Genomic DNA, 18941 nt, shown 5'->3' with positions numbered 1-18941 from the left:
CGCCGCGGTGGACTGGATCAGCGGCGCCGGCGCAGCAGGTGGAGGAGGCTCTCGAACGGCTCCGGCAGGGGAGCCTCGAAGCTCAGCCGCTCGCCGCTGATCGGATGATCGAGGCCCAGGGCCACCGCATGCAGGGCCTGGCCGGGCAGCTCCAGCGGCAGCCTGCGGCAGCGGCTGTAGGTGGCATCGCCCACGATCGGATGGCCGATGTGGGCGCAGTGGACCCGGATCTGATGGGTCCTGCCGGTGTCGAGTCGGAAGCGCAACAGGGAGTGATCGCCAAGGCGCTCGATCAGGGTCCAGTGGGTGCAGGCGAAGCGGCCCTTCTCGTCGGCCACCACGGCGTATTTCTTGCGATCGGCGGGATGTCGGCCGATCGCACCGACGATCGTGCCGCTCTCCGTCGCCGGCGCCCCATGCACCACCGCCAGGTACTCCCGCGAGGCCACCCGCTTCTGGATCTGCTCCTGCAGCCGTACCAGGGCCTGCTGACTCTTGGCGATCACGATGCAGCCGGTGGTGTCCTTGTCGAGGCGGTGCACGATCCCGGGGCGCATCTCACCGCCGATCCCAGGCAGATCGGGGCAGTGGTGCAGCAGGCCGTTCACCAGAGTGCCGTCACGGTTGCCCGGCGCCGGATGCACCGTGAGGCCAGCCGGCTTGTTGATCACGATCAGATGGGCGTCCTCGTGGAGCACATCAAGCGGGATCGGCTGGGGCAGCAGGTAAGGCAGCGGCTCGGGCGGCGGCATCCAGAGCTGCACCTCATCGTTGTTGCGCAGGGGGGTCTTGGCGCGGCCCGTGACGCCATTGACGCGCACGTAGCCGGCCTCGATGAATTTCTGGATGCGTGCCCGGCTCTGCTCCGGCCGCTGGGCCACCAGCCAGCGGTCGAGCCGCATCGGCAGCGGCTTCGGGTAATGGAGCGTGAGCAGCTCACCATCGCCTTCCCCGAAGCCGCTCATGCCGGATCAGGGGGCAGCTCCAGAGCGATCGGACCGAGCAACGAGCGGCGGAAATCGTCGAGCAGGCGCTGGGCCATGCGGGCCGTGTCACCGCTGGTGTGGCGGGCGGCGGCCGTCTCCAGCCAGCTCCAGCCGTCCATCGGGGAGGGCACCGGCACCCCGTAGCGCCCCAGCACGCCGCTGGAGGAGATGCCGGCCGCGGGGTGAATCTGCAGGGTCTCGAGCAGGCGCAGAAAGGCCACCGCCACAGCCTCACCGTCGTAGGCGGCCTGGCCGATGTCGTCGCAGAGGGCAAGCAGCAGGGCGGAGCGCTGGTCGTCGAGCCGCGGTGGCAGCACGCCGGGGGCATCGAGCAGATCGAGCGCCTGGCCGAGACGAACCCAGCGCAGCGCGCGGGTGACCCCGGCGCGGCGGGCGCTGTCTACCACCTTCTGGCGCACGAGGCGGTTGATCAGGGCCGATTTGCCCACGTTGGGAAAGCCGAGCATCAGGGCACGCACCGGGCGCGGCCGCATGCCCCGGCCCGCCCGGCGGGCATTGAGCTTCTCCCCGGCACGGATCGCGGCCTCCTGAAGCTGCTTCACCCCGGTCCCCACCTTGGCGTCGCACCACCAGGGGGTTTCACCCCGGGCACGCAGCCAGTGATCCCAGGCCTGGCGGGCCGCCTCGTTGACCATGTCGCGACGGTTGATCACCAGCAGCCGTGGCTTGGACTTCACCCAGCGCTGCAGGCGCGGGTGGCCGGTGGCCCTGGGGATCCGTGCATCGCGCACCTCGATCACCAGATCCACCTTGTCGAGCTGGCTGAACAGCTGCCGCTCCGCCTTGGCGATGTGCCCCGGGTACCACTGGATCGCGGGGGCCGACTGGCTCAGACCCTCAGCGGCGGGAGTGGCGATCCCCTCCATCAGGGCACCACCAGAACAGGGCAGGGGGCCAGCTGGATCACCCGCGACGCCGTGCTGGGCTGATCGGCCTCGACGGACAGGCCGCGGGTCCCCATCACGATCACGTCGGCATCGATCTCATCGGCCACATCACCGATCACGAAGGCAGGCCGACCTTCCCGCTCGATCACCTCACAGGCCACACCGGCCTGCTCGAAATGGCCGCGGGCCTGCTCCAGCAGCCTCGCCACAGCAGCGGCATCGTGCATCACGCCCTCCTCGGGCTCCACCACCGAGAGCACCACCAGCCGGCTGCCGTGCTGCAGGGCCAGCTTCAGGGCCACCGCCGCGGTGTCCATGGTCTGGCGGCTCTGGTCGATCGGGAAAAGAACGGTGTTGAACATGGGTTCGCCATCCAGTGGTCGCCATCACGGCGCAGGGGTCGGGCAGAAAGCCTGTCCCCACTTGTCCTAGCGCCCTGCCAGGAGTGAGCCGAAGGCTGCGGGTTAATCTCTCCCATCCTCGATCACCCCAGACCCCATGGCGAAGCGATCCCTGACCAGCCTGTCCGCAGCCGATCTGCAAGGCAAGCGTGTTCTGGTACGGGTCGACTTCAACGTACCCCTGGATGAGAGCGGTGCCATCACCGACGACACCCGCATCCGCGCGGCACTGCCCACCATCAACGACCTGGTGGGAAAGGGCGCCAAGGTGATCCTGGCCGCCCACTTCGGCCGGCCCAAGGGCGAGGTGAACGAGGCGATGCGGCTCACTCCGGTGGCCGCCCGCCTGAGCGAGCTGCTGGGCAAACCGGTGGTGAAGACCGACAGCTGCATCGGCCCCGATGCCGAAGCCAAGGTGGCGGCGATGGAGGACGGTGACGTGGTGCTCCTGGAGAACGTGCGCTTCTTCGCCGAAGAAGAGAAAAACGACGACGCCTTCGCCCGTCAGCTGGCCGCCCTGGCCGAGGTGTATGTCAACGATGCCTTCGGCGCCGCCCACCGTGCCCATGCCTCCACCGAAGGGGTGACCGAATTCCTGAGGCCCAACGTGGCCGGTCACCTGATGGAAAAGGAACTGCAGTACCTGCAGGGGGCCATCGACGAGCCCAAGCGCCCTCTGGCGGCGATCGTGGGCGGGTCCAAAGTGAGCAGCAAGATCGGCGTGCTCGAAGCCCTGATCGACAAGTGCGACAAGGTGCTGATCGGCGGCGGCATGATCTTCACCTTCTACAAGGCCCGCGGTCTGGCGGTGGGCAAGAGCCTTGTGGAAGAGGACAAGCTTGAGCTGGCCCGCGAGCTGGAGGCCAAGGCCAAGGCCAAGGGGGTTCAGCTCCTTCTGCCCAGCGATGTGGTGCTCGCCGACGCCTTTTCCCCCGACGCTAATACCCTCACCACCTCGGTGAACGTGATCCCCGATGGCTGGATGGGCCTCGACATCGGCCCCGATTCGCTCAAGGCCTTCCAGGAGGCCCTGGCCGACTGCAAGACCGTGATCTGGAACGGCCCGATGGGCGTGTTCGAGTTCGACAAGTTCGCCGCCGGTACCAACGGTGTCGCCCATACCCTGGCCGAGCTGAGCGGCAGGGGCTGCTGCACGATCATTGGAGGCGGGGATTCGGTGGCGGCCGTGGAGAAGGTTGGTGTGGCCGAAAAGATGAGCCACATCTCCACGGGGGGGGGCGCCAGCCTGGAGCTGCTGGAAGGGAAGGTGCTTCCCGGTGTCGCCGCCCTCGACGAGGCCTGAGGTCGCTCAGTTCTGATCGGCCGGCGTCTCCCAGGCCCTGCCCTTGCCGCCTTTGCCGCGGCGGCCTTCACGCATCGGCAAGCCCAGCCGCTGATGCAGGGCACGGGCCTCGTTCCGGGTCCGCCCCATCAGCTCCCGCCTGGCTTGCCGTTCGCTGCGGCGGCAGGCGCTGAGCGCTGCGAGGTCCTTGGCCTCATTCAGGCAGCGCTCACCCTTCTGCAGGATGGCGATCCGCTCGGCATGGGCCCGTAGCGAAAGGCTGCGCTGCCCTTTGTACAGCTCAGCTTCCTGGCTGGGGGTGAGCCTGACCCGTGCTGGCGCAGGCCGGGTGCTGGGAGAGGCTTCGGTCTGGGCATGGCCGGAGCCCACCTGCAGCAGCATCGCCAGAGTGACGGCGGCCGGGGGCAGCAGAAGCAACTGGACGTTTCGAAGCAGCGACATGACGGAGGTGATTTCAGACCCCTTCATGCTCCCGTAGTCCGTATCACCAGATGCCAACCGAAACGGTGGGACCGATGACCAGATCTTTCCCGGACGGCCCCGATCGACAAGGCAACCCTGACCGCCCCGCGGTGGCCTTCCTGGGTCTCGGGGCCCTGGGGGCTCCGATGGCGGGGCGGCTGCTGGCGGCGGGCTTCCCCCTCACCATCCACAACCGCACCCGTGAAGCGGAAGAGCCCCTGGCTGCTGGAGGCGCCATCAGGGCGGCCACTCCGGCGGCGGCGGCGGCCTCATCCGAGCTGATTGCGCTCTGCCTCAGCGATGACCTCGCCGTGGAGGACGTGCTGTTCGCCGAGGGCGGTGTGGCTGAAGGCGTGGCCCCAGGGGCACTCGTGATCGATTTCTCCACCATCTCCGCAGCCACCAGCAGCCGTCTGGCCGCCCGCCTGCGGGAGCTGGGGGTGGGCTACCTCGATGCCCCGGTCACCGGCGGCACCGAGGGGGCCCGCGCCGGCACACTCTCACTGCTCTGTGGTGGAGACAGCGACCACCTGGATCGGGCCCGGCCCCTCCTGGAGGTGGTGGGCGCCCGGATCAGCCACTTCGGCCCTGTGGGTTCAGGCCAGCAGGTGAAGGCCGTCAACCAGATCCTGGTGGCCGGGAGTTATGCCGCCCTGGCGGAAGGCCTGGCGCTGGCCAGGGCGCAGGGCCTGCCACTGCAGCAGGTCTGTGAGGCCCTCGAGGGCGGAGCCGCCGGTTCCTGGGCCCTGCAGAACCGTGCCAGCCAGATGATCGAGAACACCTACCCGCTGGGCTTTCGCCTGGCCCTGCACCGCAAGGATCTGGGGATCGCTCTGGAGACGGCCGCATCCGCAGGGGTGGAGCTGCCGATCAGTGCCCGCGTGGCAGGAATCGAGGATGCTCTGATCTCCGCCGGCCATGGCGACGAGGACGTCTCGGCCCTGGCCCGATGGTTCAGCCCTGAGACCAACCCCACTGGGGTCAGGGAGTGAGCGAGGCCTTGTCGGCCACCACCCGCACACGCTTGGTGGTGCTCACGATGCCCTTGGGATGAACCAGCAGCACGGCCCAGGTCTGGCTGCCGGGTTTGAGGGGCGCCTGCACCGTCTTGAACAGACCGCCGCCACCGAGGGCTGCCAGTTCGAGGTCGGGGGTTTCCAGAGCACTGATCTGCTCCGGGGTGATCGCGGCGATGCCGCCGGCGGCCACGGCGCCATCGAGCGGCTCATCGAAGACCACGTCCACGTCGTAGCGCTGACCTGTGAGCACCGCATCGGGAATCAGCACGCTCACCGGCAGGCTCGCCTCACCGCTGCGCATGGTGGTGGTTTCGCGAATCAATTCCTGGCCATTCAGCAGGGAACCATTGGCGCTGAGGGCGAGCAGCTGCTCCGCCTGAAGGCTGTAGCGGAAGGGACCCTCCATGCGGCTGCCGCTCACCGCGATCGCCACGGTGGGGCGACCATCGCGCAGGGGAGCGCCGCTGGTCACGGTCCAGCGCGCATCGGGGAAGCGGTCGCGCAGGATCTTGTAACGGGCCTCCAGCAGGGCGGGATCCAGACCAGGTCCAGCCTCAACAAGTGCGGTCAGCCCCGAGGGACTGCCGTTGTTGAGCGCCTGCTCGAGGTTCTGGAGAAGGGCAGGACCCGGTGGCGCGGCCATGGCCTCAGGACGCGTGAAGACCATCGAGGCCGACAACAGCGCGAGCAGGAACGGGCGGAGGTGCGGCATCCGGGTGGGCCATGGCGGCCCTTTTAAGTTAGGCGCGCCCCGGTAGCGCGCCGAGCGCGTCAGTGAAGCTCCATGTCCAGGCTCCTGATCGCGGCCAGCGGAACCGGCGGGCATCTGTTTCCCGCCCTGGCCGTGGCCGAGGCCTTGCCCGATGGGTGGCAGGTGCAGTGGCTGGGGGTCCCCAACCGTCTCGAGCGGGAGCTCGTGCCCAGCCGCTACCCGTTGCACACCATCCGCGCCGGAGGGTTGCAGGGCAAGGGGTTGCGCAAGCTCTGGCAACTGCTGCGCCTGATCGCCTCCAGCGTGGCGGTGCGCCGGCTGATCCGGCGGGAGGGCATCGGCCTGGTCTTCAGCACCGGTGGCTATATCGCCGCCCCGGCGATCCTGGCCGCCCGTTGGTGCGGGGTGCCTGTGGTTCTGCATGAATCCAACGCGATCCCCGGCCGGGTCACCCGCCTGCTCGGTCGGCACTGCAGCCGGGTGGCCGTGGGGCTGCGCGAAGCGGCGGAGCGCCTGCCGCACTGCCGTCCACTGGTCACGGGAACCCCGGTGCGTGCGGCCTTCCTGCAGCCGGCTCCCCTGCCCAGCTGGGTGCCCGACGGGCCCGGACCGCTGGTACTGGTGATGGGCGGCAGCCAGGGTGCCCTCGGCCTGAACCGCATGGTGCGGCCGCTGGTGCCGAAGCTGGTGGCCGTCGGCTGCCGTGTGGTGCACCTCACAGGCAGCAGCGATCCCGATGCCGGCAGCCTGCAGATCCGCGGGGCGATCGAGCGGCCCTTCAGCGACGAACTGCCAGGCCTGCTGCAGCACGCCCAGCTGGCCATCAGCCGAGCGGGGGCTGGGAGCCTCAGCGAACTGGCCGTCTGCGGCACCCCCACAATTCTGGTGCCGTTTCCCCAGGCCGCCGACCGCCACCAGGACGCCAACGCCGAGGCCGCCGCCGCGGCCGGAGCCGCTGTGATCGTTTGGCAGCACCAGCCGGAGCATCCGGCCCTGGAGCAGGCGGTGTGGCGGTTGCTCGGGCCGCGTCTGCGGGGCACCTGCGGCTCCCTTGACCCCCTCAACACCCTGCGGGCGGGCATGGAGCGCCTGGCGGTGCGCGAAGCCGATCAGCGGCTGGCAGGCTTGCTGGGCGAGCTGGCGGTCGACTGAGCCGGAACCAGGGCGTCATGCCACGGCGCCCACTCCTGCTGCAGGGCCCGCAGCAGCCGTCGGTTGCCACGCCGGTCCTGCAGGGCGATCCGCAGCCAGCACTCCCCCAGGCCGGCAAAGGAGCGGCAATCCCTCAGCAGCACCCGCTGATGGCACTCCAGCCGCTCCCGCAGCTCCACCAGGGAGGCGTCCCCTCGCACCAGCAGAAAGTTGGCAGCTGAAGGCAGCGGCGTGAGCCCCGGCAACCGCTGCAGACCCTGCTCCAGCCAGGGGCGCTCCACTGCCACCCAGCGCTGCACACGTTCCTGCCAGCGCCGATCGCCCACCACGGCCTCCCCCACGGCCGCCGCCAGGCCATTCACCGGCCAGGGGTCACGCCAGGAGGCCCAGCGCCTCAGCCGGGCGGGATCCGCCAGGGCATAACCCAGGCGAAGGCCGGCGATCGCCAGCAGCTTGGTGAGGCTGCGGATCACCACCAGCCGGGGGTGGTCCGGGAGCAGCGGCACCAGCGACTGGCACTCCCCGCCGGGCACCAGGGGCAGGAAGGCCTCATCGACGATCACCAGCGCAAAGCGCTGCAGCAGCGGCTCCAGGGAGGCGCGACTCCAGAGCTGCCCGGTGGGGTTGTGGGGGTTGGTGATCCACACCGCCTGGACGTCACCATCGGGGACTGTCGGCAGGGGCTGGGGCCAGGCCAGTCGCCCCGGCAGCGGCAGCTCAAGCGGCCAGGGACTCCACGCCCCGCCCCAGCAGGCCAGGGCCCGGGGGTAGTCAGCGAAGCCGGGGGTGGGCAGCAGGCTGCGTCCCATCGCCGTCGCGTCGCGGGCCAGCCAGGTGAACAGCTCCGCAGCCCCGTTTCCAGGCAGCACGGCGGCCGAATCGAGCCCGTGGTGTGCGGCGATGGCCTGGCGCAGCCGCAGGGAGTCGCGGTCGGGGTAGTCCCTCAGGGGCGACGGCCTCCCGGCTGGCGTGAGCAGCAGGCCCGCCAATAGTCCCCGCACCTTGGCGGGGGGGCCGAAGGGAACCAGGGAGGCGCTGGCATCGAGCAGATCGGAGGGACGGCAGCCCAGACGCCGGGCAACGGCCTCCAGATTGCCGCCGTGACGCTCAGCGGTGCCTATCCCCGCTGGTCCTCCGCCCATGCCTGCCTGACAGCCCATGCCCCCAGCCTGGACCAGTCAGGATCTCCCCACGCAACGGCGGCCACCGATCAGCAGCCCGGCAGTGAGGAGGTTGCCATAATCCGGTTCGTCAGGTTGCCGGAGCTAGGGCCATGGACCTGGGCATGGTCAGGGGCATCGCCAACGGGGTGACGCTGGGCCTCTCAGTTGCAGCAATCCTGATGGGCTCAGTGGTTCAGGCCGCCCCCTACTGCCTGGCCGAGCAGCGGTTCTTCACCCAGGGACCGCAACCTCCAGACGCCTCGGTGTAGCGGGTGAACGGACGCAACATCCAGTCCTGCTCCAGTGGCCAGCCCTGCCTCAACCAGTTGTTCGCCGGGATGGTGGGCCTGGAGCCCTTGCCGGCGGCCTACGTATGGAAGAAAATCGGCCCTCGCTGGTGCATCGCACCCCGCGGCGTCAAGGCAGCTCCAGCGGCCGCCCTCTGAGTCCACCAGTTCACCCTCCATCAACCATCTCCGGCATGGCGCCCTCGCTGCGAACCCATCGCCCTCTTCTGAGGGGAGCTCTGCTGCTCGCCACCAGCACCCAGCTGACGAGTGGAGCGGTGCAAGCCGCCGACGCCAACGACGTGATGCGGCTGCTCGACCAGCGGGCCTGCTCGAGCTGCCGCCTTCAGGATGCGGATCTGGTCCATGCCGACCTGCGTGACGCCGACCTGAGCAAGGCTCAGTTGCAGCGGGCCAACCTCAGCCGCGCCCAGCTCGATGGCGCCAATCTCCAGGGAGCCGACCTGACCTTCACCTCGCTGCTGGGGGCCTCCCTGCGCGGCGCCGACCTGCGTGGTGCCCAGCTGGAGGGCACGGATCTGCGTGAATCCGACCTCAGTGGCGCGCTGCTTGACGTGGACGGGCTGGCTCGCAGCCACTGGAAACAGGCTGTTGGCGTGAATCCAAGCGCCAGCAGCTACGCCGATCTGCACAATTCCGGCGTGGAGGCAGCCCTGCAGGGCCAAGCCAGCGAAGCGGAAACCTATTTCAACCAGGCCATTCTCAAGCAGCCCGACGCGGCCCTGAGCTGGCTGGCCCGGGGGATCAGCCGGGCGGAGCAGGCCAAGCGCGACCTGGCCGCCGCCGACTTCACCTACGCCGCCAGTCTGTTCGAGAAACAGGGCAACACCAAGGTGGCCCAGCAGGTGCGCCAGGGGGCTGAAGACCTCAAGAAGAATCCCCAGGGCAACAGTGCCGGCAATGGCTGGGGCGGCCAGTTCCTGCAGAGCGCCACGGCGATCTTCCAGCAGCTGGCACCGCTGGCGGTCAAATACTTCGCCCCCCTGGCCTTCTGATCCTCAGGCGGGCGACGAGGGGTCAGGGGCTGTAGATCAAGCGGCGGGCATCCCGGGTTGACGGGGTGTAGCCATAGCCATAGGTGCCACCCTGCTGATCATCGATGATGCGCGGGGTCACCAGAATCACCAGTTCATTTTTGTTGCGCGAACCGTTTGTTCTGCGGAAGAACTGACCCAGCAGAGGCAGATCACCCAGAATGGGCCACTTGGAGACCACCTGGAAATCATCGTCAGAGATGACCCCGGTGAGAATCAGGGTCTGGCCGTCGCGTACGCGCACGCTGCCGGTGTCGAGGCGGCGCAGGCGCAGGATGTCGATGAAGCCACAGCCCGGCACCGGCTGGCGGCCCACCACTCCCGAGATGGCCGGGGAGAGGGTGAAGGTCACGAACCCATTGTCGTCGATCTTCGAGACCCGGGCACCGAAGGTGAGCCCCGCCGTGCTGAAGGTGGGCTCGCAACTGGTGCCCACGTTGGCCGTGTTGGTGACGTCGTAGGCCGAGACCACCTGGCGACCCACGGTCACAAAGGATTCATTGGCCCGGGTGCGGCCGATGGTGGCCGGGCTGAGGCCGGAGGTGTCACCGGCCTGTCCTCCCAAGCCTCCCCCTCCGACATTGGCACCCCCTTCAATGACTTCGGGATTCTCACTGAGGATCAGGGTGGGGCTGGCCAGTACCTTGGCATTCTCCGAGACGATCTGAGCCTGCAGAAAGCTGAAGAACTCGTTGTCGGGATAGTTCAGGCCGGGGTTGCGACTCCTGGATCCGGAGTAGTTCTGGAAGGAGTCGGAGGAAGACTGCGAAATGGTGTCGGAGCCTGAACGGGAGTTGTTCGAACCTGTTCTGCCCGAGTTGGAGCTGGAGCTGGAGCCGGAATTGGAGAATCCTCCACGACTGCGGGCGATGTTCACGCCGCTGTTGACCTGTGACGAGACGATCTGGGAAATCCTGGACGTGAGGTCATTGGTGATGGCTCGCGTGGTGCGCCCTGTCGGGACGATGCGATATTCCGTGTCCGTGACAGTGATGAAGCGGTCGCCAGGGTCTTCAGCACCTTCGTTGAAATTGGGATTGGGGATGAAGCGCTCAACATCAAAGGGCTGGATCTCCGTACCGGTTTCGCGGAACAACTGACGATTCACGTCACTGATCTGGTTCTGATTCAGCGACCAGCCGTTGTTCAGCGACAAGGTGAGATCCTCACTGAATGAGGAGTCGGTTCCAGATCCAGACGTACTGCCAGACTGGCTGCTTGAGCTTGAGCCCGACGTCGAATCACTGCCGGAGTTTACCAGGGAATTACTTGAAGAGCTCAAGGATGAGCCAAAGAACTCACGGGTGTTGGCGTCGCTGAAATCCTCGGCATTGGCCGGAAGGTTACGCCCGAAGGCCGCCAGCAGCCGGCCGCCATCATTGACGATGAAGTTGTTGCCAAAGCGGAAAGCGAAGCTGTTGTCGATCTCGGTGTCATTCGTGAGGGTCACATCGAGGATTTTCACTGAAAGTGCCACCTGGCGCTGACGGAGATCCAGCTGCTTGAGGTATTGCTCGCCGATCGCCACCAGCGAAGGCTCACCCACGATCGTGATCGTGCCCAGGCGTGGATCGGTGGTGGCCCGCAGCCCCACCAGTGGCCCGGAGGAGGCCCCGAAGGCTTCCACGGTCTGCTGGGTGGAGGTGGTGCTCTGGGAGGTGGCACTCAGCCCGGTTCCGGCAGGCTGAGCCCCCAGCGGCACGCCCTGGGACACAGCCGTGGTGATCGTGTTGGTCTTGGTGACCTGAGCGCCGAGGTTGGCCAGGTAATCCGCCGCCGAATTGGCCCCCACCTGATTGAGGCGGTACACCTTCGACATCTGAGGGCCGATGGTCTTGCCCAGGACGTCGGATCCCACCAGGATCGTGTTGCCCTCCTTGCGGGCCTGCAGCCCGGAGGAGAGCAGAACGAAGTTGAAGGCCCGCTCGTAGGGCTCGCCCTGGAACGCCACCGTCACCGGGGCGGGAGGAGCAGGCATCGGTGCCCCCTGACCATTGATCCCCCCCGCCATCGAGGGATCGGAGAAAGCGAAGCCATACCCCCCCATCTGCGCCAGCACCATCAGCACGTCACGGGGATTGGCCGCACGGGTGGTGAGGGTCACCGGCGGGCCGTAGAGGCTGAGGTAGCCGCGGTTGCGGATCGTCATCGTGCCCACGGCGATGTCCCCCGACGGGGGCGCCACCGCCCGGGGCCGCAGGGGCGGCACGTAGGGCGCCGTCGGCACCCGCGCGGGTGCCCGCAGATTCACCTGGGCCGTCTGGCTCACGGGCAGTTGCGGGGCGTTGAAGCGCACGGTGAGGTCGCGACCGTCGCTGCTCACCACCGGCGTGCCCAGGTTGCGCCCCGGCATCGGCGTGACCTTCAGCTGAAATTCAGTGCCTGTGCCTTCGAAGGTGATCGAATCGACGCCTGCATCGGTCATCGAGAGCGACTGGGGGCCGGCCTTGAGCCCACGGATCTGTCCGGTGCGCAGCTCACCGACCCACACCTGGCCCTGCATCTGCTGACGCAGATCGCTGCCGGTGCCGGCATCCTGGATCACCAGTTCCAGAGCATCCGGCAGGCGACGAAGCTTGAGCTGCAGACCGTCCTGTCGGATGGACGCCTGGGCTACCGCAGGCACAGGTGACACCACCAGGGGAAGCGAGGTGAGCAGGGCGGTGGCGGCACCCAGCCACATACCGGCACGCAATCCGACGCCTGCAGAATTCATCCACGCACCTATTTCGCCGGAATGGTATAAGCAACTGGATAAAATGACCAGCATCCCCCTGGTCAACAACTCCACCGTGGAGGATTACTGGGGCGGCGGCGGAGGCTCAGGTGGTGCTGGGGTTGGCGTGGGAGCCGCCGCCGCCGTGGCCCGGCCGGAGGCAGGCGTGAGACCAGGGCCCTTGCTGTAAAGGGCAAGGTTCAGCTTCAAGACCACCAGCGGAATCCTCTGGCCCTGAGATGCCGGGCTGTTGGCGGCCTGCTGCTGGGCCTGAGCAGGGATCGCCTCGAGGTCAAGGTTGAGATCGCTCTGAGCCACCAGAAGGCTGAGTCGCTCCAGCCGGCGCATGAACACCAGCAGATTCGGGTAGCGGCCCCGGGCACTCAGCAGCAGGATGGTCCTGCGCAGGCCATCGGCTTCGAGTGGATCCGACGGCGGGGTCTTCTTCGTCTCGTCGCCGGCCGCAGGCGCCGGAGAAGCAGAAGAGTTGCCGCCCTGGGCAGGGGCTGTGGCCACGGGGTCAGGCAGTGGTTCGAACACGTCGAGCTGCACCCCTGTGGCGGTGGCCTCACGGTTGAGCTGAGCGAGAAAGGTGCTGATCTGCCCACTGCCGGCAATCAGCCTGAGCAGGCTCGCCCTCTGGCCGTTCACCGTCTTGAGCTGATCGAGCTGACGCAATCGCTGGCCTCGCAGCAGGGGCAGCCGCTCGTTCATGCCCCGAAGCTCATCGAGCTGGAGCTGATCCCGGCGCAGCTGATCCCAGGGCTGGAAGACCCCCAACAGGGCCACCAGGGAGGCCACCATCACGCCGGCCGCCACGGGCAATCCGATCAGCAGACCGTTGCGCAGCAGTTGGGATCGGGGCTGAGCACCCTGCTGAAGGTTGGTCATCGCAGCAGACCCTCCTCCTCCAGCAGCTCGAGGCGGCGGGCCATGCCACCCGCACCCAGATCCTGCAACTGCTTCAGCTGGACCGAGCTGGATGGGGGGGGGCGGAAGGCAGCACTGAGATCAAAGTCCACCAGCCCGCTCTCCTGCCCCTTGCTGGACTGATTGGGATCGGTGTCGTTGCGGATCGCACGGCTGAGCGTCACGCTGGCCGGATCGATCAGCGGGGACGACTTCAGGCTCAGCATGAGGGCGTTGATCCGCTCGAACGCTCCTGGATCACCGGTCCGGCCCTTGATCTGCAGATCATCCTTGCCGACCTGCACCGAGGAGAGCTGCAACTCGGCCGGCGTACGGCCAGCCAGATCAGTCAAGAAGGCAGAGCCCGAACGCACGGTCACCAGGCCGCGCACCAGCTGATCATTGCCCTTGGTCTTGCGGTCCAGGTTGATCTTGTCAGCAGCGAGTTCGGCCTCGATCGACTCCACCTGGCCCCGCACGGGAGCCAGCCGAGCGAGTTCCTGCTCCAGCAGCATCCCCTGCAGCTTGAGCAGCAACGAAGCCCCCACAGTGACCAGCGCAATGGAGCCACCGACGAGCGATCCGATCAGGAGCAGTCGTCTGGCCGGGGGCGGCTGGGGTGGTTCGGCCGGCAGACCCAGCTCGAGCCGGCGTTCCCGCAGCAGATCCAGGCCAGGCAGCACTTGACTCATCGGGCCGGCTCCGCCTGCATCAGGCCATGGAGGGAGCTCAGGGCCCAGCCGGGCGGCAGCTCTCCATCGCCATCCTGCTGGGGCAAGGCCATCCAGCCCATGACCACCGGATCAAGGATCTGAACAGACCACTCACCGCTGCGGCGCAGGTTCTCGGCCAGCAGGGGCAGGTCGGGGTTTGAGCCCCCCAGCCAGAGACGAACTCCTGTGACAGCGGCATCCCGCGAGTGCCAGTAGGTGATGCAACGTTCGAGCTGGGGAATGAGATCGGCCATGGCCCCCGTCAACGCACGGCCATACTCCGGCACACCATGGCGCAGCAGGGTGAGCCGCGCACCCCGGTCTTCAGGCACCATCAGCACCTCCAACTGCCCAGGCTCAGCCCCTTCCAGCAGAGGCGCCAGCGCCCGCAGCTCGCACACCTGGGCGGCTTCCAGCCGCACCAGCTGAACGCCGGCGATGTCGAAGACCTCGATCCAACGGAGCACCCGCTGGCGGGGGGCCGTGACCAGCAGGGAGGAGCAACCTGTCTCCGGAGCGCCGGAGCCTTCAAGAGGCAGGAGGCTGAGGTAGGCCTGAGAGAGGTCGTAGGGCAGGCCCAGCGCAGGATCGATCTGGCGCAGGGCCTCGTCCGGCGCCTCGGGCCAGTCGTCGAAGGGCCACTGCACCACCCTCCAGACACAGGCCGCCGCAGGCAGCACCACCGCGACATCGGCCTCCACCAGGCCCAGTTCCACCAGCAGATCACCGATCAGGTCGCCCAGGGCCATCACCTCCTGCGGATCCCCTTCGGAGCAGGCCCCGCGGGGCAGGGGAACCCGCTGCAGCAGGTCCACCTGCGCAGGCTGGCCCGTCCCCTTGGTGGTCAGCACCGTGACCGCGTCATCCGTGAGGGCAAGCCAGACCAGGCGCGGAAACAGCCGCTTTGCAAGGGGCTTGAGCTGTTCCTGCACGCCGGCCAGGACCAAGGTGCGCTTTCCTTAATCCGCCAGAAGCGTATCGGTCAGCGGCCGTTTGCGCACCTCCTTGCACAACCCTGCTCCGCGAGGGTCCCGGTCCTTTCAGCGCCAGGGCAGGCCGCTGCCCACGGCCTCACTGAGATGGCTGCAGCCATGCCGATCCAGCTGGTCGGCAAGGCCCTCGAGAATCGCCGGGACCAGCCCGGGGCCCTGATAGATCCAGCCGGTGTAGAGCTGGATCAGGGAGGCTCCTGCCGTGATCCGCTCCCAGGCGGCCTCGGGGGAATCGATCCCGCCCACCCCGATCAGCGGCAGGGCAGGACCTGCCGTGGCCCTCAGCCGCCGGATCACTTCCAGAGCACGGCCGCGCAGGGGGGCTCCGCTGAGGCCGCCGGCCTCCTCAGCCAGGGTCCGCCCCGTCTGGGGAAGGCGGCGGTGCTCCAGCCCCAGGCGGTTGACGCTGGTGTTCACCGCAATCACACCCGCCAGCCCCTCCTCATAGGCCAGGCGCGCAATCGTGTCGATGGCGTCATCCTCCAGGTCAGGGGCGATCTTGACCAGCAATGGCGGGCAGGCCGAGAGACGCCGCAGACGCTCCACCAGGCGCCGCAGCTGCACGGCGTCCTGCAGATCCCGCAGGCCCGGGGTGTTGGGAGAACTCACGTTGATCACCACATAGTCGGCCAGGGGCGAGAGGAGCTCCAGGGAGGAGGCGTAGTCGTCGGCGGCGAGTTCGAGGGAGGTGATCTTCGACTTGCCCAGATTGAGGCCCAGCACCGCCGGCCTCTGCCCCGGCAACGGCATCTGCTGGCGCATGAGGTTGCGCTTCACCCCCAAGGCGCCGTCGTTGTTGAAGCCCATCCGGTTGAGGGCAGCCCGCTCCTGAGCCAGGCGAAACAGACGGGGCCGGGGGTTGCCTGGCTGGGCGTGCCAGGTGATGGTGCCGAGTTCGGCGAAGCCGAAGCCGAACAGGTGCCAGATCGCCGCCGCCACCGCGTTCTTGTCGAAGCCGGCGGCCAGCCCCACCGGATTGGCGAAGCGGCAGCCGAACAGGGTCTGCTCGAAGCGATGGTCACGCCGCTGGAGTTCGGCGCCGAGGCCCGCCAGGCTGCCGGCCACCACAGGCCAGTTGCGGCGCAGGGAGGCCTGGGCCAGGGCCGCGAGGGTGAGCGCACTGAGCTGCTCAGCGTCGGCCCCTTCATCGCGGGCCAGCAGCGGACCCACCCATCGGCTGTAGAGGGCGCCGGTGCTGGTCCCCGCAGTGGCGGTGGCGTCTCGCTCGGATCGCTCCAGGATCATGGGGCCTCCTGCAGGGCGGGCTTGGTGCGCTCAAGTCGCCAGCGGCCCTCACCAGTGGGGAACACCCGCCAGTCGCGCCAGATCCATGGCCCCTGCCGCTGCTGCAGCCGGGCCAGCGGCTGCTCCACCAGACGGGCCAGCTCACCAGCCGTGAGGGCATAGCCTCCGCTGGCGAGGCGGTCGGCCACTTCAAGGCGGGTGAGCAGAGCACCGAGGTCAGCGGGAGCCGGCTGCTCGAGCTGATCCTGCCCTGAAGGGGCGGGCTCAGGATCACGCCTGGTGCCCCCGGATCCAGGTCCCTGGGCCAGATCGGGGACACCCCCCCGGGAGAAGGCCACGGCAATCGCATCGCAGCGGTCGTTGTCGGGATCACCGCTGTGGCCCTTCACATGGGCCAGGGACAGCCCTGGCAAACGGGCCCGGTCCAGCTCCTCCCAGAGGTCACGATTGAGCACCGGTCCACCGGAGGCGGTGCGCCAGCCCTTGCGCTTCCAGCCCGGCATCCACTTGGTCAGACCGTCGATCAGGTAGCGGCTGTCGGTGCGCAGGCGCAGATCCGGGTGAAGAGGCCACTGGCGCAACTCCTCCATCAGAGCCAGGGCGGCGGTGAGCTCCATGCGGTTGTTGGTGGTGGCCGCCGCCGCACCTCCCAGCTCGCGCACGCTGCCATCTTCGAAACGCAGAAGACAGCCCCAGCCCCCCGGGCCAGGATTGCCGCTGCAGGCCCCGTCGCAGGCTGCAGCCACCACCCGTGTCTGCTCAGCAGCCACTGGGCAGACCGGCAATTGTTCGGTAGACAGTGGTGCCGTAGACCTTGGTGACGATGTTGGGACGCAAAAAATCCACCATGCAGCGAACCTACCTGGCCCTTGCGGGGGCCGGGCTTGCGGCCACCACGCTGCAGGCCGTCACAACTCCCCTGGCTGTGGCAGCCGGCGTGTTCGACACCCAGCCGGTTGAAGCATCCCGCTTTGCAGTCCTGGCCAAGCCGGTCGGCCTGGCCGACTGGTCGCTGGTGCTGATCGAGCAGGTGGCCAACGGTCAGCCCTGCTGGCAGGAGCGACCTGATGGGCTGGTGGACGCGGCGATGAACCGCTTCGACTCCAAGGGGGTCTGCGCCAGCTACGCCGGCAGCAACGCCTATTCCCTGCGGGTGGCTGACCAGGACCTGGCCAGCCGCTACCGCCTGCGCCTGAGCCAGGTGGGCGACGAGATTCAGTTGCAGGCCATGAGCCCGGCGGACACCACGCTGCTGCTGGTGGGCCGTGGCCAGGTGAGCCGCCGCGATTCCGATGGATTCGTCCCCATCCGCCTCGAAACCGACTGGCAGCTCAACCGCCGGCTCTACGGCCAGCAGGCGCTGAATCACATCTATTTCGCCGCCAGCAGCCCCCTGGAGCAACTGATCGCCAGCTCCGGTGGTGGTGGCAGCAACAGCGAGGGTGCCCAGCCGCTTCAGCCCATCTCCAGCGGAGTCATCTCCAGCCTCGGGCGTGATGTGGCCGACCTGGCCGGTGGCGGCGAGCTCGACAGTGGGCCGATCGCCCTGCAGGTGGTGCCCTTCAAGGAGTGACAGTCGACACAGCGACCCTCGCCGCTGGCACCCCAACGATCCATCCCATAAATTCTTCTTGTGTGAGGAGTGCAGAACGCTCTCCCGGGGTCGAAACGAGGACAGACTCCCGGCATCGTTCCACCTCTGAAACCCTGCCTTCGGCGGGGTTTTTTTTTGCCTTTGTCCAGCAAAAAGCCGGCCCCGAGAGGCCGGCTGAGGTGAATGAAAGGGGGGTGGCGGAGGGCAGGCCCCCGCCGGGCCTGATCACTTGATGGTGACCTTGCCGCCCACTTCTTCAATCGACTTCTTGAGAGCCTCGGCATCGGCCTTGGCGATGCCTTCCTTGACAGCCTTGGGGGCTGCCTCGACCAGGGCCTTGGCTTCGCCCAGGCCAAGACCGGTGGCCTCGCGGACGGCCTTGAGCACCTTGATCTTGGCGGCGGCGTCGAAGCTTTCGAGAATCACATCGAATTCGGTCTGCTCTTCAGCGGCCTCAGCGGCAGCGGCGGGAGCCGCAGCCACCATCACGCCAGCGGAAGCGGCGGCAGACACACCGAAGGCCTCTTCGATCTGCTTGACAAGCTCGGAAGCTTCCAGCAGGGAGAGAGTTTTCAGCGAATCGAGAATGTCGTCAGTTTTGGTGGTCATGGTTGAGAGTCAGCAACAGATCGGTGGGGTGGAGCCGGCGTGGCCGGATGGATGCGGAGTGCTCAGCTGGCGTCGCCTTCGGCGTGCTGGTTGAGGGCTCTGGCGAGACCGGAGGGAACTTCGTTGATGCCAACGGCCAGCTTGGTGGCCACGGCATTGATCGCACCGGCAATCTGGGCGATCAGCGCCTCCTTGGAGGGCAGCTCGGCAATGGCCTTGATGTCGTTCTGGGAGAGGAGCTTGCCTTCGAAAAGGCCTCCCTTCACATCCGACTTCTTCGTGTCCTTCTGGAAGGACTGAACGGCCTTGACGGCACCACCCACATCGCCCTTGATCAGGACGAAGGCATTGGTGCCGGTGAGCAGGGAATCGAGTTCCGACCAGGCGCTGTTTCCATCGATGGCACGGCGCATCAAGGTGTTCTTGGTCACCTTGCAGATGCCGTTGCTGGCCTGCAGACGGGTCCGCAGATCAGACATCTCCTTGATGGACAGGCCCTTGTAATCAAGGACCAGCGCCATTTCGGCCTCACCGAGGAGCCCCTTGAGCTCTTCGATGATCTGTTGCTTGCTCTCCAGCGTGCGGCCCATGGGTTTGGTACGGATCGAGGGGAACAAGCCGGGAACGCGGCACCGAGGCCGGGCCACTGACCACTGGGGCCAGAAGGCTCAGCCGACTTCGCAGCCGGTGCAGACCGGAGTGAAGTCTCGAGGCC

Annotated in this window: 21 protein-coding genes; 7 read left to right on the top strand and 14 right to left on the bottom strand. The window is 67.6% G+C overall.

Features of this window, described 5'->3' with window-relative positions:
* Positions 1-17 precede the first annotated feature (17 nt).
* The 3 genes from FPZ61_RS00795 to FPZ61_RS00785 are packed head-to-tail and all read right to left on the bottom strand — an operon-like array spanning position 18 to position 2256.
* On the bottom strand, positions 18-965 hold the full coding sequence (locus tag FPZ61_RS00795) for an RluA family pseudouridine synthase (RefSeq protein ID WP_185464247.1): 948 nt from the start codon (positions 963-965) through the stop codon (positions 18-20).
* Positions 962-1873 carry a ribosome biogenesis GTPase YlqF gene (gene ylqF, locus FPZ61_RS00790; protein WP_185464248.1) on the bottom strand — a complete coding sequence of 304 codons (912 nt, stop codon included), beginning with the start codon at positions 1871-1873 and terminating at the stop codon, positions 962-964. Before ylqF ends, FPZ61_RS00795 begins: the two co-directional genes overlap by 4 nt.
* Positions 1873-2256 (bottom strand): universal stress protein, encoded by a 384-nt coding sequence (locus FPZ61_RS00785; protein WP_185464249.1) that lies wholly within the window; start codon positions 2254-2256, stop codon positions 1873-1875. Before FPZ61_RS00785 ends, ylqF begins: the two co-directional genes overlap by 1 nt.
* 136 nt (positions 2257-2392) lie before the next feature.
* On the opposite strand from FPZ61_RS00785, the gene pgk reads away from it, so the two are divergent.
* Positions 2393-3598: a phosphoglycerate kinase gene (gene pgk / locus FPZ61_RS00780; RefSeq protein WP_185464250.1), complete on the top strand. Its 1206-nt coding sequence runs from the start codon at positions 2393-2395 to the stop codon at positions 3596-3598.
* Positions 3599-3604: 6 nt separating this feature from the next.
* On the opposite strand, the gene FPZ61_RS00775 is transcribed toward pgk, so the two are convergent.
* The gene (locus FPZ61_RS00775; RefSeq protein WP_185464251.1) at positions 3605-4039 is read right to left on the bottom strand and encodes a hypothetical protein; all 435 of its coding nucleotides are present in this window, start codon (positions 4037-4039) and stop codon (positions 3605-3607) included.
* Between the two features lie 74 nt (positions 4040-4113).
* Here FPZ61_RS00775 and FPZ61_RS00770 point away from each other — a divergent pair, with 74 nt between their 5' ends.
* On the top strand, positions 4114-5052 hold the full coding sequence (locus tag FPZ61_RS00770) for an NAD(P)-dependent oxidoreductase (protein WP_185464252.1): 939 nt from the start codon (positions 4114-4116) through the stop codon (positions 5050-5052).
* Here the strand turns inward: FPZ61_RS00770 and FPZ61_RS00765 are convergent.
* A complete protein-coding gene (locus FPZ61_RS00765) occupies positions 5042-5791 on the bottom strand; it encodes a hypothetical protein (RefSeq protein WP_185464253.1) in 750 nt (249 codons plus the stop codon). The two genes, FPZ61_RS00770 and FPZ61_RS00765, sit on opposite strands and share 11 nt — an antisense overlap.
* A gap of 72 nt (positions 5792-5863) precedes the next feature.
* Here FPZ61_RS00765 and FPZ61_RS00760 point away from each other — a divergent pair, with 72 nt between their 5' ends.
* Positions 5864-6943 (top strand): glycosyltransferase, encoded by a 1080-nt coding sequence (locus FPZ61_RS00760; protein WP_185464254.1) that lies wholly within the window; start codon positions 5864-5866, stop codon positions 6941-6943.
* On the opposite strand, the gene FPZ61_RS00755 is transcribed toward FPZ61_RS00760, so the two are convergent.
* Entirely contained in the window at positions 6901-8085 is a 1185-nt protein-coding gene (locus FPZ61_RS00755) for a histidinol-phosphate transaminase (protein WP_185464411.1), read from the bottom strand. The genes FPZ61_RS00760 and FPZ61_RS00755 overlap by 43 nt on opposite strands.
* A gap of 131 nt (positions 8086-8216) precedes the next feature.
* Between FPZ61_RS00755 and FPZ61_RS00750 the strand changes: the two genes are divergently transcribed.
* The 3 genes from FPZ61_RS00750 to FPZ61_RS00740 are packed head-to-tail and all read left to right on the top strand — an operon-like array spanning position 8217 to position 9409.
* Complete coding sequence (locus tag FPZ61_RS00750; RefSeq protein ID WP_185464255.1) at positions 8217-8375, top strand: hypothetical protein; 159 nt, start codon at positions 8217-8219, stop codon at positions 8373-8375.
* A gap of 3 nt (positions 8376-8378) precedes the next feature.
* Positions 8379-8552, top strand: a complete 174-nt coding sequence (locus FPZ61_RS00745) for a hypothetical protein (RefSeq protein WP_185464256.1) — start codon at positions 8379-8381, stop codon at positions 8550-8552.
* Between the two features lie 35 nt (positions 8553-8587).
* Positions 8588-9409 (top strand): pentapeptide repeat-containing protein, encoded by an 822-nt coding sequence (locus FPZ61_RS00740; protein WP_185464257.1) that lies wholly within the window; start codon positions 8588-8590, stop codon positions 9407-9409.
* A 22-nt stretch (positions 9410-9431) separates the two neighbouring features.
* Here the strand turns inward: FPZ61_RS00740 and FPZ61_RS15410 are convergent, their stop codons facing one another.
* From FPZ61_RS15410 to FPZ61_RS00710, 6 genes are all read right to left on the bottom strand, one after another.
* On the bottom strand, positions 9432-12164 hold the full coding sequence (locus FPZ61_RS15410; RefSeq protein WP_255441238.1) for a type II secretion system protein GspD: 2733 nt from the start codon (positions 12162-12164) through the stop codon (positions 9432-9434).
* 84 nt (positions 12165-12248) lie between these two features.
* Entirely contained in the window at positions 12249-13055 is an 807-nt protein-coding gene (locus FPZ61_RS00730; RefSeq protein ID WP_185464258.1) for a hypothetical protein, read from the bottom strand.
* Positions 13052-13765, bottom strand: a complete 714-nt coding sequence (locus FPZ61_RS00725) for a PilN domain-containing protein (protein ID WP_185464259.1) — start codon at positions 13763-13765, stop codon at positions 13052-13054. The genes FPZ61_RS00730 and FPZ61_RS00725 overlap by 4 nt, the downstream gene beginning before the upstream one ends.
* Complete coding sequence (gene pilM, locus FPZ61_RS00720; RefSeq protein WP_185464260.1) at positions 13762-14733, bottom strand: type IV pilus biogenesis protein PilM; 972 nt, start codon at positions 14731-14733, stop codon at positions 13762-13764. The genes FPZ61_RS00725 and pilM overlap by 4 nt, the downstream gene beginning before the upstream one ends.
* Positions 14734-14826: 93 nt before the next feature.
* Positions 14827-16023, bottom strand: coding sequence for a quinone-dependent dihydroorotate dehydrogenase (locus tag FPZ61_RS00715; RefSeq protein WP_185464261.1), 1197 nt, complete (start codon positions 16021-16023; stop codon positions 14827-14829).
* Complete coding sequence (locus tag FPZ61_RS00710) at positions 16020-16793, bottom strand: ribonuclease H (RefSeq protein WP_185464262.1); 774 nt, start codon at positions 16791-16793, stop codon at positions 16020-16022. The genes FPZ61_RS00715 and FPZ61_RS00710 overlap by 4 nt, the downstream gene beginning before the upstream one ends.
* 77 nt (positions 16794-16870) lie before the next feature.
* Between FPZ61_RS00710 and FPZ61_RS00705 the strand changes: the two genes are divergently transcribed.
* A complete protein-coding gene (locus FPZ61_RS00705) occupies positions 16871-17596 on the top strand; it encodes a DUF3747 domain-containing protein (protein WP_185474717.1) in 726 nt (241 codons plus the stop codon).
* A gap of 246 nt (positions 17597-17842) precedes the next feature.
* Here the strand turns inward: FPZ61_RS00705 and rplL are convergent, their stop codons facing one another.
* Positions 17843-18226, bottom strand: a complete 384-nt coding sequence (gene rplL / locus FPZ61_RS00700) for a 50S ribosomal protein L7/L12 (protein ID WP_185464264.1) — start codon at positions 18224-18226, stop codon at positions 17843-17845.
* A 62-nt stretch (positions 18227-18288) separates the two neighbouring features.
* Entirely contained in the window at positions 18289-18816 is a 528-nt protein-coding gene (gene rplJ / locus FPZ61_RS00695) for a 50S ribosomal protein L10 (RefSeq protein WP_185464265.1), read from the bottom strand.
* Positions 18817-18941: the final 125 nt, after the last annotated feature.

This window comes from Synechococcus sp. BSA11S (assembly GCF_014224355.1).
GTDB lineage: Bacteria > Cyanobacteriota > Cyanobacteriia > PCC-6307 > Cyanobiaceae > Regnicoccus_A.
The sequence above is the reverse complement of the archived record's forward strand: the minus strand, read 5'-3'. Positions and strand labels throughout refer to the sequence as shown.

Bases quoted from the DNA above. Each gene is read 5' to 3' on its own strand.
- FPZ61_RS15410 (WP_255441238.1), bottom strand. From the start codon at position 12,164: ATGAATTCTGCAGGCGTCGGATTGCGTGCCGGTATGTGGCTGGGTGCC.
- rplL (WP_185464264.1), bottom strand. From the start codon at position 18,226: ATGACCACCAAAACTGACGACATTCTCGATTCGCTGAAAACTCTCTCC.
- FPZ61_RS00785 (WP_185464249.1), bottom strand. From the start codon at position 2,256: ATGTTCAACACCGTTCTTTTCCCGATCGACCAGAGCCGCCAGACCATG.
- FPZ61_RS00715 (WP_185464261.1), bottom strand. From the start codon at position 16,023: ATGATCCTGGAGCGATCCGAGCGAGACGCCACCGCCACTGCGGGGACC.
- FPZ61_RS00750 (WP_185464255.1), top strand. From the start codon at position 8,217: ATGGACCTGGGCATGGTCAGGGGCATCGCCAACGGGGTGACGCTGGGC.
- rplJ (WP_185464265.1), bottom strand. From the start codon at position 18,816: ATGGGCCGCACGCTGGAGAGCAAGCAACAGATCATCGAAGAGCTCAAG.
- ylqF (WP_185464248.1), bottom strand. From the start codon at position 1,873: ATGGAGGGGATCGCCACTCCCGCCGCTGAGGGTCTGAGCCAGTCGGCC.
- FPZ61_RS00775 (WP_185464251.1), bottom strand. From the start codon at position 4,039: ATGTCGCTGCTTCGAAACGTCCAGTTGCTTCTGCTGCCCCCGGCCGCC.
- FPZ61_RS00795 (WP_185464247.1), bottom strand. From the start codon at position 965: ATGAGCGGCTTCGGGGAAGGCGATGGTGAGCTGCTCACGCTCCATTAC.
- FPZ61_RS00705 (WP_185474717.1), top strand. From the start codon at position 16,871: ATGCAGCGAACCTACCTGGCCCTTGCGGGGGCCGGGCTTGCGGCCACC.
- FPZ61_RS00755 (WP_185464411.1), bottom strand. From the start codon at position 8,085: ATGGGCGGAGGACCAGCGGGGATAGGCACCGCTGAGCGTCACGGCGGC.
- FPZ61_RS00725 (WP_185464259.1), bottom strand. From the start codon at position 13,765: ATGAGTCAAGTGCTGCCTGGCCTGGATCTGCTGCGGGAACGCCGGCTC.
- FPZ61_RS00770 (WP_185464252.1), top strand. From the start codon at position 4,114: ATGACCAGATCTTTCCCGGACGGCCCCGATCGACAAGGCAACCCTGAC.
- FPZ61_RS00730 (WP_185464258.1), bottom strand. From the start codon at position 13,055: ATGACCAACCTTCAGCAGGGTGCTCAGCCCCGATCCCAACTGCTGCGC.
- FPZ61_RS00740 (WP_185464257.1), top strand. From the start codon at position 8,588: ATGGCGCCCTCGCTGCGAACCCATCGCCCTCTTCTGAGGGGAGCTCTG.
- pgk (WP_185464250.1), top strand. From the start codon at position 2,393: ATGGCGAAGCGATCCCTGACCAGCCTGTCCGCAGCCGATCTGCAAGGC.
- FPZ61_RS00765 (WP_185464253.1), bottom strand. From the start codon at position 5,791: ATGCCGCACCTCCGCCCGTTCCTGCTCGCGCTGTTGTCGGCCTCGATG.
- FPZ61_RS00760 (WP_185464254.1), top strand. From the start codon at position 5,864: ATGTCCAGGCTCCTGATCGCGGCCAGCGGAACCGGCGGGCATCTGTTT.